The following is a 14,984-nucleotide window of genomic DNA, read 5'->3' as shown; positions in this document are numbered from 1 at the left end:
GCGGCGGCGGCCCCGGGCCAGCCGGGTTAGCGTGATCAGATGCTCCTCCGTGCCGCTCTGCTCTCGGCCCTGACCACCCTCGGCCTGCTCGTTCCGGTCGCGGCGCACGCCGACCCGGTGGTCAACGCCGCCCCGCCCGAGGTGGTGGGGGAGGCCGTGGTGGGCACGGTGGTGACGTCGACGCCGGGCACCTGGGTGCCCGAGGACGTGAGCGCCACCTACCGGTGGCTGCGCGACGACCGCGCCATCCCCGGCGCGACGGCCCGGAGCTATCGGATCCAGCCCGAGGACCTGCGCCACCGCCTCACGGTGCGGGTGGTCGCCACCGATGCCGACGGGCACTCGGAGGAGGCGACCTCGCAGCCGACGGCTCCGGTGGCCCGGGGGAGTCTGGTCAACCGCCGGCTCCCGTCGGTCGTCGGCCCCCAGCGGTTCACGCGCACGGTCCAGGCAGCGCGTGGACGCTGGTCCAGCGAGCCCGGCCGCACGACGTACCAGTGGCTGCGCGGCGGAAGGCCCATCCCCGGCGCCACGGCTCGTCGCTACACCTACGCACCCGAGGACGTCGGTCGCCACGTCCGCGTCGAGGTCACGGTGCGTGCGGTCGGCTACCACCCGGCCGTCGCGCGCTCTCCCCGCACGCGGCCGGTGGGCCACCGCGTCGACGTCCGCCGCACCGTGACCTACCACGTCGAGACGCGCGGCACGATCACGACGAGCCTCCGGGACTTCCGCCGGCTGGTTCAGGAGACCTACGACGACCCGCGCGGCTGGCGTGGCAAGGGCGTGCGGTTCCTGCCCGTGGCGAAGGGCGGCTCGTTCACGCTGGTGCTGGCCGAGGCGTCGCGGGTGCCGGCGTTCTCGCCGGTCTGCAGCAGCCAGTGGAGCTGCCGGGTCGGCCGCTACGTCGTCATCAACCAGCTGCGCTGGACGCGCGCGTCACCCGCGTGGAACCGCGCGCACGGCCCGCTGCGCGGCTACCGGCACATGGTGGTCAACCACGAGACCGGCCACTGGCTGGGCAAGGGGCACGCCGGCTGCCCGGGCCGAGGCCGCCCGGCCCCCGTCATGATGCAGCAGTCGAAGGGCCTCGACGGCTGCCGGTTCAACCCCTGGCCGACGGCCGGGGAGCTGCGCTAGTCCGCCAGCACCCGCAGGCGCTGCCGGACGTTGAACTGGCTGCCGGGCACGGGGCCGAGACCGAGCAGGTCGGTGACCAGGTTGGCCAGGTCGCCGTTGCGGACCGGCTGCGGGCCGACCGGGCGCGGGCGCGTGTGCCGCGGGTTCACGTAGGTCGGGTTCATGGCGTACAGGTCGCCGTGCCGGACGCCGGGGCCCCAGGCCACGAACGGGATCCGGTAGTCACCCAGCTGGGCGACCTGGAAGTGGCTCGGCCCGAGGCCGCCGTGGTCGGCGGTCAGCACGACGACGCCCTTGCGCCCGATCGCCCGGAGCAGCCGGCCGAGCAGCGCGTCGGCGCGGTCGACGGCACGCAGGTAGGCCGGCGACATGAAGCCGTGGGCATGGCCGGCCTGGTCGGCGAGCCCGAGGTGCACGAAGGTGAAGGCCCGGCGCCGGGCGACCAGGTCCGCGGCGGCCGCCTTCGTCACCGCCAGGTCGTCCTGCTCGCGCACGAAGACCCGGTCCACGCCCGCGGGCCAGGAGCGCTTGAAGAGCCGGAACTTGCCCTTCGTCGAGAACAGCGCGCTCGACCCGCCCGCGCGCCGCACGACGCTGAAGACCGAGTGGACCGGCTCGCCGGCCGCCTTCTGCGCCGTGGTGGCGGCTCCACGCTCGTGGTTCCAGGTCACGCCGTGCCCGCCCGCGCGCCGGGCGATCCGGCGCCCGGTGACCATGCTGGTGTGGTTGGGCAGGGTCTTGGTCAGCTCGTACTGCGAGCGCGCGTTGAGGGTCGCGGCGCCCTCGTCGAGCAGGCGCCAGAAGTGCGGCAGCGCGGTGCGGCCCAGCCGGGTCAGGGCGGTGGGGTTCAGCCCGTCGATGGAGACGGCCAGCACCCGCACGCCCGGCGTCACCGCCGCCCGCTCCTCGGCCGCTGTACGGGCGGGCGACGCGCTCGGGTGCGTGGTCGTGGCCGCGGGCACGAGGACCAGCAGCGGCACGACGAGGAACGAGGCGACGAGTCTCGCCCGAGCGGGCATGGTCCGAGCCTAACCGCCGTGACGTGACCTCCGTCGCCAGTTCGTGCGGTGAGGCATCGCAGCACCTACGCTCTGTGTCGTGCCGCCACTCACCGACGTCGACCCGCGCGAGGGGCCCATCGGGATCTTCGACTCCGGCTTCGGCGGGCTCACGGTCGCGCGCTCGGTGATCGACCAGCTGCCGCACGAGTCGATCCGCTACGTCGGCGACACCGCGCGTCAGCCCTACGGGCCCAAGCCCATCGGCGAGGTGCGCGAGTACGCGCTGGAGTGCCTGGACCACCTGGTCGACGAGGGCGTCAAGGCACTGGTCATCGCCTGCAACTCCGCCAGCGCGGCCATGCTGCGCGATGCCCGCGAGCGCTACAGCGTGCCGGTCGTCGAGGTGATCTACCCGGCCACCCGTCGTGCGGTCGCCGCCACGCGCACCGGGCGGATCGGCGTCATCTGCACCTCGGCCACCGCCGAGTCGATGGCCTACGACGACGCCTTCGCCGCGGCGCCGCACGTCCAGCTCACGACGCAGGCCTGTCCCCGCTTCGTCGACTTCGTCGAGGCCGGCGTGACCGGGGGCGACGAGCTGCTGGCCGTCGCCCACGAGTACCTCGACCCGCTCTCGGCCGCCGGCGTCGACACCTTGATCCTGGGCTGCACCCACTACCCGCTGCTCACGGGCGTCATCTCCTACGTCATGGGCGACGACGTCACGCTCGTGAGCAGCGCCGAGGAGTGCGCCAAGGACGTCTACAAGATGCTGGTCGGCACCGGCCTGATGCGCGAGAGCGGCACGCCGTCGTACTCGTTCGTGACGACCGGCTCCCCGGACGAGTTCGAGACGATCGGCCGTCGCTTCCTCGGCCCGGAGATGGTCGCCGCGAGCCAGTTCGCCGGAGGCCTCGCGTGAAGCTGACCGTCATCGGCTGCTCCGGGTCCTATCCCGGACCGGACTCGGCCGCCTCCTGCTACCTGCTCGAGCAGGAGGCCGGTGGCCGGACCTGGCGGGTCCTGCTCGAGCTCGGCAACGGTGCCCTGGGCCACCTGCACCGCTACGTCGACCCGCTCGGCATCGACGCGGTGCTCGTGAGTCACCTGCACGCCGACCACTGCCTCGACCTGTGCGGCTACTACGTGATGCGCAAGTACCACCCCACCGGTCCGCAACCGCGCATCCCGGTCTTCGGTCCCGACGGCACCGCCGAGCGCATGGCCCGCGCCTACGACCTGCCGACCGACCCGGGGATGACCGAGGAGTTCGACTTTCGCGCCTTCACCGAGCAGCCGTTCGAGGTGGGGCCGTTCTCGGTCGTCGCCGTCCCGGTGGAGCACCCGGTGACCGCCTACGGCCTCAGGATCACCGCCGGGGGCGCGACGGTCGGCTACAGCGGAGACACCGGGCCGTGCGAGGGTCTGGACCGGGTCGCCTCGGACGTGCAGCTGCTGCTCGCCGAGGCCTCGTTCCGCTCGGGGGACGACAACCCGCCCGACCTGCACCTCACCGGCACCGACTGCGGCTCGGCCGCCACCCGCGCCGGCGCCGAGCGCCTGGTCCTCACGCACATCCCGCCGTGGTTCGACCGGCAGACCGCCCTCGCCGAGGCCCGCACGTCGTACGCCGGTCCGGTCGAGCTGGCCCGCCCGGGCGCCGTCTACGAGCTCTGAGCGTCCGCTAGGAGAGGCCGGCGTCGTGGACGCAGATGGCGATCTGCACGCGGTTGGTGGTGCCGAGCTTCTCGAACAGCCGGGACACGTGCGCCTTGACCGTGGGGACCGACAGGTGCAGGCAGGTGGCGATCTCGGCGTTGCTGAGGCCGCGGCCGACGGCGAGGGCGACGTCGCGCTCGCGGTCGGTGAGCAGGGCGAGCCGCTGCTGGGCCTCCGCGGCGCGGCCGTCGCCGGACTGGGTGCGGACCCGGTCGATCAGGGTGCGGGTGGCCGAGGGCGACAGGATCGGCTCGCCGGCCGCCACCGTGCGGATGGCATCGAGGATCTGGACGGGCGGGGTGTCCTTGAGCAGGAACCCGTCGGCCCCGGCGGCGACCGCGCCCAGCACGTGCTCATCGGCGTCGAAGGTCGTCAGCACGATGACCCGCGGTGGCGACGCGTCGGCGCGCAGCGCCTGGGTGGCGTCGAGCCCGTTGAGGCGCGGCATCCGGATGTCCATCAGGACGACGTCGGGGCGCAGCTCGCGCGCGAGCGCGACGCCGGCACGCCCGTCGGCGGCCTCGCCGACGACCTCGACGTCCGCCTGTCCGCCCAGCATCAGGCCCAAGGCGGAGCGGACGAGGGGGTCGTCGTCCACGACGAGGACGCGCACCGAGGAGGTCATGCGGCCCACGGTAGCCAGGCGCGGAGCTCGAAGACGCCGCGGTCGGTCCGGTGCTCCAGCCGCCCGCCGCGCAGGACGGCCCGCTCGGCCAGGCCCACCAGCCCGAGCCCCGCGCCCGGGGTGGCGGTCGGCCCGAAGCCGATCGGGTTGCGCAGCGTGATGTCGACGCCCTCGTCCGGACCTCCGGACACGGCGATCGTCAGCCGCGAGCCGGGTGCGTGCTTGCGGGCGTTGGTGATGCCCTCCTGCACGATCCGGTAGAGCGTCCGCCCGACGGCGTCGGGCACCCGCTCCGCACCCGTGACCCGATCCACGAGGGTCACCGCCAGGCCCTCCGCGCGGCAGTCGGCCACGAGGCCGGGCACGTCGGCGTACGTCGGCTGCGGCGCGCTCAGCGCCGCCCCGGTGTCGTCGCGCAGCACCCCGAGCACGCCGCGCAGGTCGGTGAGTGCCTCGTGGGCCTGGTCGCGGATCACCGCCGCACTCTCGCGCATCGCCTCGGCGTCCAGGTCCTCGCGGAAGCTCAGGGCGCCGGCGTGCATGGAGATCTGCGAGATCCGGTGGGCGAGCACGTCGTGCATCTCCCGGGCGATCCGCGCGCGCTCGGTGGCCCGGGACTGCGCGACCCGCAGGTCCTGCTCGGCCTCGGCCCGCTCCGCGCGCTGGCGCAGCGTCCACAGCAGCTCGCGGCGCGAGCCGATGAACATGCCCCAGCCCATGCTGGCCGCGATGGCGAGCACGGCGGCGACCAAGGAGACCCACAGCGGGTCGTTGTTGATGCTCGGCTGGGTCTCGGTGTAGACCACGGACGTCACCAGACCCAGCACCGCAACGAGGGCGACGTGCCACAGCACGCGCCGGGTCGCCAGCGACACGGAGGCGAGGGTGGCCGGTCCCTGGGCGATGCCGGACACGGCGCCCATGACGTTGGTGACCAGCGCGATCGGGAGTGGCCAGCGACGCCGGAAGAACATCAGCACGTAGGCGGCCAGGCCGACCGTCACGTCGACGTAGAAGAGGATCGGCACCTCGGTGGCCTGCGTCTCGGCATAGGCCACCCAGACGGCGGCGCTGAGTGAGAGCGTCACGAGCAGTCGCCAGGTGTGCCCCCACCAGGTCAGCGGCGGCTGATAGGTCTCCGGTGCGGGCCCCTCCACACCGGCAGCGTAGGCGGCACCGCCGGCGACGGCAGGAGGCCGGGGTCGCGCCGCACCCCCTACTTAGGTCATCGCCGGCGCGCCGCGCGGCCGATGTCGCACCGGACCGACATGCGGCAAGGTGGGGGTCATGATCTCCGTGGAACATCTCACCAAGAGGTACGGCGCCTTCACCGCCGTCGACGACGTCAGCTTCGTCGCCCAGCCCGGTCGCGTGACCGGCTTCCTCGGGCCCAACGGCGCCGGCAAGACCACCACCATGCGGGTGATGGTCGGGCTGACCCCCGGGACCGAGGGCCGGGTCACCATCGGCGGGCACCGGTACGAGGACATCCCCAACCCCGGGCTGCACGTGGGGGTCCTCCTGGACGCCTCCGCGCAGCACGCCGGGCGCACCGGGCGCGAGATCCTCACGCTGGGCGCCACCACCATGGGTCTGCCCTCCTCGCGCGTCGACGAGATGCTCGCGCTGGTCTCGCTCAGCGACGAGGAGTCGAAGCGGCGGCTGCGCAACTACTCCCTGGGCATGCGCCAGCGCCTCGGCATCGCGCACGCCCTGCTCGGCGACCCGTCGGTGCTGATCCTCGACGAGCCGGCCAACGGCCTGGACCCGGCCGGCATCCGCTGGATGCGCGGCCTGCTGCGCGGCTACGCCGAGCGCGGCGGCACGGTCCTGCTCTCGAGCCACCTGCTGCACGAGGTCGAGCAGATCGCCGACGAGATGATCCTCATCGGCCGCGGCCGGATCGTGGCCCAGGGCGACAAGAAGACGCTGCTCGCCAACGGCGCCGCTGCCTCGACGCTGGTGACGTCGCTCGACAACGAGACGCTGGCGGCCGCCCTGAGCGCCAAGCAGCTGTCCGTGACCTCGGCCGGAGATGGCCTGCGGGTCGGAGCCGAGGCGGTCGAGGTCGGCCGGACGGCCATGGAGCACGGCATCGTCCTCACCGACCTGCGCTCCGGTGGCGCCGGCCTGGAGGACCTCTTCCTCGAGCTCACGTCCGACACGCAGCGCGAGGGCCACCCCGACGCCGCGACCCAGCTAGGAGCCACCGCATGAGCACCATCGAATCGGGCCGGCCGGCCGCCCCGGGGCCCACGCTCGACATCAGCCAGACCGCCCCCGTCCCCTTCAGCCGCCTGGTGCGCGTGGAGTGGCGCAAGATGGTGGACACGCGCAGCGGGTTCTGGCTGATGATCGCCACCGGCATCCTGCTCGTCCTCACGGTCGCCCTCGTCCTGCTCGTGGTCGGCCTCACCGAGGACGACCTCACGATCGGCGCCGACGGCTTCTCCCAGATCCTGACGATCCCGCTGTCGCTGCTGCTCCCGGTGTTCCCGATCCTCGCGGTGACCAGCGAGTGGAGCCAGCGCACCGGTCTCGTGACGTTCGCGCTCGAGCCGCACCGGGTCCGCGTCCTGCTCGCCAAGGTCGGCGCGGTGGTCCTCCTCGCCGTGGCGACGATCGTCGTCGCGCTGGTCCTGGGGGCGGTGGGCAACGTCGTCGCCGCCGCCATGGACGGCAACAGTCCCAAGTGGAACCTGGACCTGGAGATGCTCGCGCTGACGATCCTCAGTCAGCTCCTCTACTTCCTCATGGCCTACGCGTTCGGCACCGTCCTGCTCAACACCCCCGCGTCGATCGCCGTCTTCTACGTCGTCGCGCTGCTGCTGCCCCTGCTCGTCTACAGCACGCTGTACGCGATCTTCGACTGGGCCCAGGACCTGATCCCCTGGATCGACATGCAGTACGCGATGACGCCGTTCCTCGACCCCGACGACACCGCCACGGCGATGGACGGCCTGAGGCTGCTGGTCACCGTGTTGATCTGGGTGGTCACGCCGCTGGTCATCGGCACGCGCCGGGTGCTCGCCTCCGAGCCCAAGTAGCCGCGTCCTCGTCGTGCGCCCGGCCCCCGTTAGGGTCGGGCGCATGACGTCTCCCCAGCACCTCGACCACCCGCCCCGCGTCGACGGCCGCGCCGACGGCGAGCTCCGCCCGGTCACGATCACCCGCAACTGGCTCGACCACGCGGCCGGCTCGGTGCTCATCGAGTTCGGCAGGACCAAGGTGCTGTGCGCGGCGTCGGCAACGAGCGGCGTACCGCGCTGGCGCAAGGGGTCGGGCCTGGGCTGGGTCACGGCGGAGTACGCGATGCTGCCGGCCGCGACCAACACCCGCTCCGACCGCGAGTCGGTCAAGGGCCGCATCGGCGGTCGCACCCACGAGATCAGCCGGTTGATCGGTCGCTCGCTGCGCGCGGTGATCGACTACCAGGCGCTCGGGGAGAACACCATCCAGATCGACTGCGACGTGCTCCAGGCCGACGGCGGCACCCGCACCGCCGCGATCACCGGCGCCTACATCGCGCTCGTCGACGCGTGCGCGCACCTCGGTGTGCCCCAGGCGCTCACCGGCTCGGTGGCCGCCATCAGCGTCGGCATCATCGACGGCGCACCGCGCCTGGACCTGCCCTACGTCGAGGACGTCCGCGCCGAGACCGACATGAACGTCGTGATGACCGGCGACGGCAGGTTCGTCGAGGTGCAGGGCACCGCCGAGGGCGCGCCGTTCGACCGGGCCGAGCTCGACGGCCTGCTCGCGCTGGCCGAGAAGGGCTGCGCCGACCTCACCCGCATGCAGCTCGACGCCCTCGCCGGCACCGCATGACCCGGGTCTTCCTGGCCTCGCGCAACGCCAAGAAGCTCGAGGAGATGCAGCGGATCCTGGCCGAGCACCTCGGCGAGGTGGAGGTCGTCGGGCTCGACGACGTGCCGGCCTACGACGAGCCGGTCGAGGACGCGCCGACCTTCACGGGCAACGCACTGCTCAAGGCGCGGGCCGGCGCCGCGGTGACCGGCCTGCCCACGATCGCCGACGACTCCGGCCTGTGCGTCGACGCGCTCAACGGCATGCCGGGCGTCCTGTCCGCCCGCTGGTCCGGGCCCCCCAAGTCCGACGCCCGCAACAACGAGCTGCTGCTGGCCCAGCTCGCCGACGTGCCCGACGAGCGGCGCGGCGCACACTTCGTCTGCGCCGTCGCGTTCTGCCATCCCGACGGCCCCGAGCTGGTCGTCGAGGGGCGGATGGACGGGCGGATCATCCGCGAGACGCGGGGGAGCGGGGGCTTCGGCTACGACGTGCTCTTCGTCGCCGACGACCACCCCGGCCGCACGACCGCGGAGCTCGACCGCGCCGACAAGGACGCGATCTCCCACCGGGGGCGGGCGCTGCGCGAGATCGCCCCTCAGCTCGCGACCCTGCTCGCCTCCCGCTGACCCACCCGGCGGCTGATCAGCACGCCCCACGCGGCCGCCAGGAAGATCATGATGAGCGAGTAGATGGCGCCCGGGATCGCGATCGCGTTGACCTCCAGGATGTTCTCCGCGACGAAGATCGCGAGCGTCCCGTTGTGGACGCCGATCTCGAACGACGACGCGATCGCCTGGCCCTCGGTGACGCCGAAGGCGCGCGGGACGACGTACCCGACGACGAGGCTGATCGCGCAGAACACCGCCGCGATGAGACCGACGTCGGCGAAGTAGCCGCCCACGTTGTCCTTCTCGGCGAGCAGGATGCCGAGCACGAGGACGGCGAGGATGACCGCGGAGGCGAGGCGCACCGGGCGGTCCATCGCCGCCGCGAACGACGGCCGGCGGGCACGGGTCAGCATCCCGAGGCTGGTCGGCACCAGGATCAGTGCGAAGACCTTGACCACCTCCTCGAGCGGCATGGAGACCGTCTCGTTCTTGTCGAAGTAGTCGATCGCGAGGTTGGTGATCAGCGGCAGCGTCGCGATGGCGACGATCGAGTTGATCGCGGTCAGCGTGATGTTGAGCGCCACGTCGCCGCGGAAGAGGTGGCTGAACAGGTTCGCGGTCGTGCCGCCGGGCGACGCGGCCAGCAGGAGCATGCCGATCCCGAGGAAAGGCGAGAGGTCGAAGAGCACCACGAGCCCGAAGCAGACGGCCGGCAGCAGCACGAGCTGGCAGCCCAGCGCGACGAGGACCGCCTTCGGGTGCTTGCCGACCCGGCGGAAGTCGGCGAGCGTGAGGTCCAGCCCGAGTCCGAACATGACGATGGCGAGGGCGATGGGCAAGCCGATCTCGGTCAGTGCGGAGTCCATGCGCGGACACTAGCGGGGCGTGGGACTCGTCACACCGCATCGAGCGGTACGTTCTCGAGATGGGTCGACGCTTTCTCCTCCGCAGGACGTTCGCGCGCGTGGCCCTGAGGGCGGCCCGCTGGAAGACCGTCGGGCAGGTGCCGAGCCGGGGGATCCTGGTCGGCGCCCCGCACACCTCCAACTGGGACTGGGTCCTCACGATGCTGCTCGCCTGGGACAGCAGCGTCCAGATCCGGCTGCTGGTCAAGCAGTCGTTCTTCAAGGGCCCGCTCGGCGTCCTCATGCGCGCCACGGGCGCCGTGGCGCTCGACCGGGACAACCCCGGCGCCACCATCCGCGCACTGCTGGCCGACGCCGCGAGTGACGAGACGTTCCTGCTCGGACTCGCCGCCGAGGGCACCCGTGGTCGCGCCGACTACTGGAAGTCCGGTTTCTACCGGATCTCCCGACAGACCGGCATCCCGGTGACCCTCGCGTTCGTCGACGCACCGAGCCGCACGGTGGGCTGGGGCCCGACCTTCGAGCTCAGCGGCGACGTGGTCGCCGACATGGACCGGGTGCGCGCCTTCTACGCCGACAAGACCGGGATCCACCCGGAGCTGGCCACCGAGCCCCGGCTGCGCGAGGAGCGCGCCTAGGTTGTCCAGGTCCAGGTCGCGAGCAGCTCCTCGAAGGCCGCCTGGGCGTCCTTGTCGCCCGCCTGCGTGGACAGGATCACCGAGTAGAGGTCGCCGTCGTGGATGGTGAGGTAGCCGAACTGCTCGATCGGGACGTCGTTCTCGTTGATCCGGGCGATCAGCACCCCGACCGCGGTCTCGCCGTCGATCTCGGTCGTGCCGTTGTCCTCGGGGGTGGCGCCGGTGGCGCCGGCCATGTTCCGCTCCCAGGTCGGGCGGAGCACCTCGGGGTCGGTCTCGCCGCCGGCGAAGCCGGTCTCGACGATGACGTTGGCGCGCGCGACCTCGAAGGAGTTGCCCCACCCGACCGCCACGTCGGTCTGACCCGCGTCGTCGCGGGCGACGACCTCGTCGGTGACGTCGGTCCAGCGCTCGGGCGGCGTGAAGTAGTAGCCGTTGCCCTCGATCGCTCCCGCCGGCACCTCCGTGGGCACCTCGGTGGGCTCGTCGGTGGGCTCGACCGTCTGGTCGGTGGTGGGCTCGCCGGTGCTGCTGGTCTGGTCGTCGGCCGTGTCCTTGCCGCCGTCGTCGTCACCCGAGACCAGCAGTACGGCGGTCAGGACGCCGGCCACGACGACGAGCGCGACGGCGCCGATCGCGACGAGCAGACCGGTCCGCTTCGGCTTCGCAGGCGGGGCCGCATGGTAGGAGCCCGGGTAGCCGGCGGGCGCGTACGGCGGCTGGTGCGGCGGGGCGGTCGGCGGCGGCTGCCACGGTGACTGGACGGGCGACTGGCCCGATGACTGGACGGGCGACTGGACGGGCGGCCCCCAGGTCGGCGGCGCCGGCGGCGGGGCGCTCGGCCGCGACTGGCTGGTCGGCCGCTCGAACCGGCGGACGTCGGCGTCGCCGACCCGGCCCACGGCGTACCCGAGCACCGCGCACGCCCAGCGCGTCGCCGCGACGTCGGTCGTGCCGCGGTCGCGGGCCAGCACGTCGCCGGCCGTCTCGACGGCCCGCGCCGGCTGGGCGCCGCTGTCGATCGTGGAGAGCATCATCCGGAAGGAGCCCAGGCGCACGGCGTCGACGAGCAGGTTGATCTCACCGGTCGACGCGGCGCCCTCGTCGAGGTAGTCGTCGAGCGCACCGCGCAGCAGGTCCGCGTCGTCGAAGACACCCGGCCCCGACGTGGCGGCGAGCTCGCGGAGGGTCTCGTGGAGCTCCATGGGCACCTTCTCTGTTCGTTCGTGGCTGGACACCCGTGCCGGAGGGGGGACTTGAACCCCCACGCCCGAAGGCACAGGTACCTAAAACCTGCGTGTCTGCCAGTTCCACCACTCCGGCGGGTGCGCGCACAGTCTAGGAACCGGCGGCGCGAATCCGTCAGTCGAGGCCGAGGTCGCGCCGCAGCTTGACGACGTGGCCGGTGGCCTTGACGTTGTACTGCGCCTTCTCGACCTTGCCGTCCTCGTCCACCACGAAGGTCGAGCGGATGACCCCCTGGACCACCTTGCCGTAGAGCTTCTTCTCGCCGAAGGCGCCGTAGGCCGTCATGACCGCCTTGTCGGTGTCCGAGAGCAGCGGGATCGTGAGGGCGTCCTTCTCGCGGAACTTGGCGAGCTTCTCGGGCTTGTCCGGCGAGATGCCGAGCACCTCGTAGCCGGCAGCCTTCAGGGACTCGAGCGAGTCCGTGAAGTCGCAGGCCTGCTTGGTGCAGCCCGGCGTCATCGCGGCCGGGTAGAAGTACACGATGACCTTGCGGCCGCGCAGGCCGGACAGCGAGACCTCGGCGCCGGTGTCGTCGGTCAGGGTGAAGTCGGGGGCGGCGTCGCCGGGGGAGAGGCGGGCGGTCTCGGACACGAAACGGCTCCTTGTTGCGAGTGATGTGCAATAACGTACGATGGTCGGTGCAGCCAACCTAGCGACCGGGGGAACCCCTCATGCACGTACCCGACGGCTTCCTGGACGCCCCGACCTCCGTGGTCACCGGCGTGATCGCCGCGGGCGGGGTCGCGGTGGCGCTGCGCAAGGCCCGCGGGGAGCTCGACGACCGGACCGCCCCGATGGCCGGTCTCGTCGCCGCCTTCATCTTCGCCGGGCAGATGATCAACTTCCCGGTGGGCGCCGGCACGAGCGGTCACCTGCTCGGCGGCGCGCTGGCCGCGGTGCTCGTCGGTCCCTGGACCGGCGCCCTCTGTCTCAGCGTGGTGCTCCTGGTCCAGGCACTGTTCATGGCCGACGGCGGGGTCACCGCGCTCGGCACCAACATCACGCTCATGGGCCTGGTCGGCTGCTTCGTGGGCTACGCGGTCTTCCGCCTGGTCGCCGCGGTGCTGCCCCGGCGTACGGCGTCGGTCGCACCCGCCGCGGCCATCGGGGCGCTGGTGTCCGTCCCCGCGGCCGCGGCCGTCTTCACCCTGCTCTTCGTGATCGGCGGCACGGCGCCCGTCGACACCGGTGCGGTCCTCACCGCGATGCTGGGCTGGCACACCGTCATCGGCGTCGGCGAGGCGCTGGTCACCGGGCTGGTGGTCGCCTCCGTGGTCGCCGCTCGACCCGACCTGGTCCACGGGGCGCGCCATCTGGTGCCGGTCGCGGACCTCGAGATCCGGAAGGCAGTCGCGTGAGGACCCGATTCTTCGTCGTCGGGCTGCTCGCCGCACTGCTGCTCGCAGGCGTCGGCAGCTACTACGCCAGCGCCCACCCCGACGGGCTCGAGTACGTCGCCGAGAAGACCGGGTTCATCGACTCCGCCGAGGAGCCGAAGACCGGCGACAGCCCGTTCGCCGACTACCAGACGTCCGGGGTGGAGGACGAGCGGCTGAGCGGCGGCCTCGCGGGGGTCGTGGGGGTCCTGCTCGTGCTCGTCATCGCCGGGGGAGTGGGCTACGCCGTACGCCGCCGCACCCCGTCCGACTCGGCGGGCTGACGTGGGCGCCGGTCACGGCCACCGGCTGTTCTTCCACGGCCACAGCGTCGTTCACCGCGCCCCGGCCCACCTGAAGGTCCTGACGCTGGTCGCGTTCATGCTCACGGTGGTCGCGACGCCGCGCGGCTGGTACCCGGTCTTCGCCGGCTATCTCCTCGTCGTCCTCGCGGTCATCCTGCTCTCGCGCGTCCCGCTCCTCTACGTCGTCAGACGCATGGTCATCGAGGTGCCGTTCGTGGTCTTCGCGGTGCTGGTGCCGTTCATCGCGACCGGCCCCCGCGTCGAGGTGCTCGGCCTGAGCGTCTCCGAGCCGGGGCTGGTCGCCGCCTGGGGCCTGCTCGCCAAGGGCACCCTCGGCGTCATGGCGTCCCTGACGCTCGCGGCCACGACCGAGCCGACCGACGTGCTCGTGGGACTGCGTCGTCTCCGCGTGCCCGACCTGGTCGTGCAGATCATGGGCTTCATGATCCGCTACCTCGACGTCGTCACCGCCGACCTGGGGCGGATGATGGTGTCCATGCGCTCACGCGGGATGAACCCGCGCTCCCCCCGGAGCTGGCCGACGCTCGCCCGCACGCTGGGCGCGCTGTTCATCCGCTCCTACGAGCGCGGCGAGCGGGTCCACCTCGCGATGCTGTCGCGCGGCTACACCGGGCGGCTCCCGTGACCACCCCGGTGCTCGACGTCCGCGGCCTGGCCTACGCCTATCCCGACGGGCACCAGGCGCTGTTCGGCGTGGACCTGCACGTCCACCGCGGCGAGCGGGTGGCGCTGCTCGGGCCCAACGGCGCCGGCAAGACCACGCTGGTCCTGCACCTCAACGGGATCCTCACCGCAGGCGCCGGGACCGTGGCCGTCAGCGGGCTCCCCGTGGAGAAGGGCAACCTCGCCGAGATCCGCCGCCGCGTCGGTATCGTCTTCCAGGACCCCGACGACCAGCTGTTCATGGGCACGGTGCGCCAGGATGTCGCGTTCGGCCCCGCCAACCTCGGCCTCAAGGGCGCGGCCCTCGAGGCCCGGGTCATGGCCGCCCTGGACATGGTGGGCATGGCCGACTTCGCCGACCGCCCGCCGCACCACCTCTCGTTCGGCCAGCGTCGCCGGGTCGCGGTCGCCACCGTGCTGGCCATGGAGCCGGAGATCCTGGTGCTCGACGAGCCGTCGTCCAACCTCGACCCGGCCTCGCGCCGCGAGCTCGCCGACATCCTGCGCTCGCTCGACGTGACCGTCCTGATGGTCACCCACGACCTGCCCTACGCCCTCGAGCTGTGCCCCCGCGCGGTCATTCTCAGTGACGGTCACGTGGTCGCCGACGACGCGACGTACGACGTCCTCACCGATGACGCGCTGATGCGCGCCCACCGCCTGGAGCTCCCGTTCGGGTTCGACCCGCGGACCATTGATAGCCTTCCCGGGTGAGCACCGACCCGTCAGACCTCGAGGCCGAGATCGAAGCCACCCGTGAGCGGCTGGCGGGCACGATCGACGAGCTCCTCTACCGCGCCAGCCCCAAGACCATCGCCGGTCGCGAGGTCGCGACGCTCAAGGCCCACTTCGTGGACCCGGCGACCGGCCAGCCCCGCACCGACAACATCCTCAAGGTCGTCGGCGGTGTCGTCGGGGTGGTCGCGCTCTTCGTCGTCATCCGCAAGGTCGCCGGCTGAAGCTG

19 protein-coding genes and 1 tRNA gene are annotated in these 14,984 nt (G+C 72.4%); 13 read left to right on the top strand and 7 right to left on the bottom strand.

Annotated features, from left to right (window positions below; genetic code table 11):
* Positions 1-39 precede the first annotated feature (39 nt).
* Positions 40-1,140 (top strand): DUF3152 domain-containing protein, encoded by a 1,101-nt coding sequence (locus LQ940_RS16865; protein WP_231244763.1) that lies wholly within the window; start codon positions 40-42, stop codon positions 1,138-1,140.
* On the opposite strand, the gene LQ940_RS16860 is transcribed toward LQ940_RS16865, so the two are convergent.
* Positions 1,137-2,159 carry an alkaline phosphatase family protein gene (locus tag LQ940_RS16860; protein WP_231244764.1) on the bottom strand — a complete coding sequence of 341 codons (1,023 nt, stop codon included), beginning with the start codon at positions 2,157-2,159 and terminating at the stop codon, positions 1,137-1,139. The two genes, LQ940_RS16865 and LQ940_RS16860, sit on opposite strands and share 4 nt — an antisense overlap.
* A 79-nt stretch (positions 2,160-2,238) precedes the next feature.
* Between LQ940_RS16860 and murI the strand changes: the two genes are divergently transcribed.
* Positions 2,239-3,063 carry a glutamate racemase gene (gene murI / locus LQ940_RS16855; RefSeq protein ID WP_231244765.1) on the top strand — a complete coding sequence of 275 codons (825 nt, stop codon included), beginning with the start codon at positions 2,239-2,241 and terminating at the stop codon, positions 3,061-3,063.
* Complete coding sequence (locus LQ940_RS16850; RefSeq protein WP_231244766.1) at positions 3,060-3,818, top strand: MBL fold metallo-hydrolase; 759 nt, start codon at positions 3,060-3,062, stop codon at positions 3,816-3,818. Before murI ends, LQ940_RS16850 begins: the two co-directional genes overlap by 4 nt.
* Positions 3,819-3,825: 7 nt before the next feature.
* Here LQ940_RS16850 and LQ940_RS16845 read toward each other — a convergent pair whose 3' ends face one another.
* Positions 3,826-4,485, bottom strand: a complete 660-nt coding sequence (locus tag LQ940_RS16845) for a response regulator (RefSeq protein WP_231244767.1) — start codon at positions 4,483-4,485, stop codon at positions 3,826-3,828.
* Positions 4,482-5,642, bottom strand: a complete 1,161-nt coding sequence (locus LQ940_RS16840) for a sensor histidine kinase (RefSeq protein WP_231244768.1) — start codon at positions 5,640-5,642, stop codon at positions 4,482-4,484. Before LQ940_RS16840 ends, LQ940_RS16845 begins: the two co-directional genes overlap by 4 nt.
* Before the next feature lie 130 nt (positions 5,643-5,772).
* Between LQ940_RS16840 and LQ940_RS16835 the strand changes: the two genes are divergently transcribed.
* From LQ940_RS16835 to rdgB, 4 genes are read left to right on the top strand one after another with little or no spacing between them, the layout of a single operon-like run.
* Entirely contained in the window at positions 5,773-6,702 is a 930-nt protein-coding gene (locus LQ940_RS16835) for an ABC transporter ATP-binding protein (RefSeq protein ID WP_231244769.1), read from the top strand.
* Positions 6,699-7,532, top strand: a complete 834-nt coding sequence (locus tag LQ940_RS16830) for an ABC transporter permease (RefSeq protein ID WP_231244770.1) — start codon at positions 6,699-6,701, stop codon at positions 7,530-7,532. Before LQ940_RS16835 ends, LQ940_RS16830 begins: the two co-directional genes overlap by 4 nt.
* Positions 7,533-7,575: 43 nt before the next feature.
* The gene (rph, locus tag LQ940_RS16825; protein ID WP_231244771.1) at positions 7,576-8,313 is read left to right on the top strand and encodes a ribonuclease PH; all 738 of its coding nucleotides are present in this window, start codon (positions 7,576-7,578) and stop codon (positions 8,311-8,313) included.
* A complete protein-coding gene (rdgB, locus tag LQ940_RS16820; protein ID WP_231244772.1) occupies positions 8,310-8,921 on the top strand; it encodes an RdgB/HAM1 family non-canonical purine NTP pyrophosphatase in 612 nt (203 codons plus the stop codon). Before rph ends, rdgB begins: the two co-directional genes overlap by 4 nt.
* Here the strand turns inward: rdgB and LQ940_RS16815 are convergent.
* Entirely contained in the window at positions 8,891-9,769 is an 879-nt protein-coding gene (locus LQ940_RS16815; protein ID WP_231244773.1) for a bile acid:sodium symporter family protein, read from the bottom strand. The genes rdgB and LQ940_RS16815 overlap by 31 nt on opposite strands.
* Before the next feature lie 59 nt (positions 9,770-9,828).
* On the opposite strand from LQ940_RS16815, the gene LQ940_RS16810 reads away from it, so the two are divergent.
* On the top strand, positions 9,829-10,407 hold the full coding sequence (locus LQ940_RS16810) for a 1-acyl-sn-glycerol-3-phosphate acyltransferase (protein WP_231244774.1): 579 nt from the start codon (positions 9,829-9,831) through the stop codon (positions 10,405-10,407).
* On the opposite strand, the gene LQ940_RS16805 is transcribed toward LQ940_RS16810, so the two are convergent.
* From LQ940_RS16805 to bcp, 3 genes are all read right to left on the bottom strand, one after another.
* The gene (locus LQ940_RS16805) at positions 10,404-11,612 is read right to left on the bottom strand and encodes a hypothetical protein (protein ID WP_231244775.1); all 1,209 of its coding nucleotides are present in this window, start codon (positions 11,610-11,612) and stop codon (positions 10,404-10,406) included. The two genes, LQ940_RS16810 and LQ940_RS16805, sit on opposite strands and share 4 nt — an antisense overlap.
* 36 nt (positions 11,613-11,648) lie before the next feature.
* Positions 11,649-11,730: transfer RNA gene (locus tag LQ940_RS16800), tRNA-Leu, on the bottom strand.
* Positions 11,731-11,769: 39 nt separating this feature from the next.
* Positions 11,770-12,246, bottom strand: coding sequence for a thioredoxin-dependent thiol peroxidase (bcp, locus tag LQ940_RS16795; protein WP_231244776.1), 477 nt, complete (start codon positions 12,244-12,246; stop codon positions 11,770-11,772).
* A gap of 80 nt (positions 12,247-12,326) precedes the next feature.
* On the opposite strand from bcp, the gene LQ940_RS16790 reads away from it, so the two are divergent.
* The 5 genes from LQ940_RS16790 to LQ940_RS16770 are packed head-to-tail and all read left to right on the top strand — an operon-like array spanning position 12,327 to position 14,979.
* Positions 12,327-13,013 carry an energy-coupling factor ABC transporter permease gene (locus LQ940_RS16790; RefSeq protein WP_231244777.1) on the top strand — a complete coding sequence of 229 codons (687 nt, stop codon included), beginning with the start codon at positions 12,327-12,329 and terminating at the stop codon, positions 13,011-13,013.
* The gene (locus LQ940_RS16785; protein WP_231244778.1) at positions 13,010-13,315 is read left to right on the top strand and encodes a PDGLE domain-containing protein; all 306 of its coding nucleotides are present in this window, start codon (positions 13,010-13,012) and stop codon (positions 13,313-13,315) included. The genes LQ940_RS16790 and LQ940_RS16785 overlap by 4 nt, the downstream gene beginning before the upstream one ends.
* Before the next feature lies 1 nt (position 13,316).
* Positions 13,317-13,982: a cobalt ECF transporter T component CbiQ gene (gene cbiQ / locus LQ940_RS16780; protein ID WP_231244779.1), complete on the top strand. Its 666-nt coding sequence runs from the start codon at positions 13,317-13,319 to the stop codon at positions 13,980-13,982.
* Positions 13,979-14,734 (top strand): energy-coupling factor ABC transporter ATP-binding protein, encoded by a 756-nt coding sequence (locus LQ940_RS16775; RefSeq protein ID WP_231244780.1) that lies wholly within the window; start codon positions 13,979-13,981, stop codon positions 14,732-14,734. The genes cbiQ and LQ940_RS16775 overlap by 4 nt, the downstream gene beginning before the upstream one ends.
* Positions 14,731-14,979, top strand: coding sequence for a DUF3618 domain-containing protein (locus LQ940_RS16770; RefSeq protein WP_231244781.1), 249 nt, complete (start codon positions 14,731-14,733; stop codon positions 14,977-14,979). The genes LQ940_RS16775 and LQ940_RS16770 overlap by 4 nt, the downstream gene beginning before the upstream one ends.
* Positions 14,980-14,984 lie beyond the last annotated feature (5 nt).

The sequence above is a fragment of the Nocardioides sp. cx-173 genome (genome assembly GCF_021117365.1).
Classification (GTDB): Bacteria; Actinomycetota; Actinomycetes; order Propionibacteriales; family Nocardioidaceae; genus Nocardioides.
Note: the sequence above shows the minus strand (reverse complement) of the source record. Positions and strands in the feature narration are given on the sequence as shown.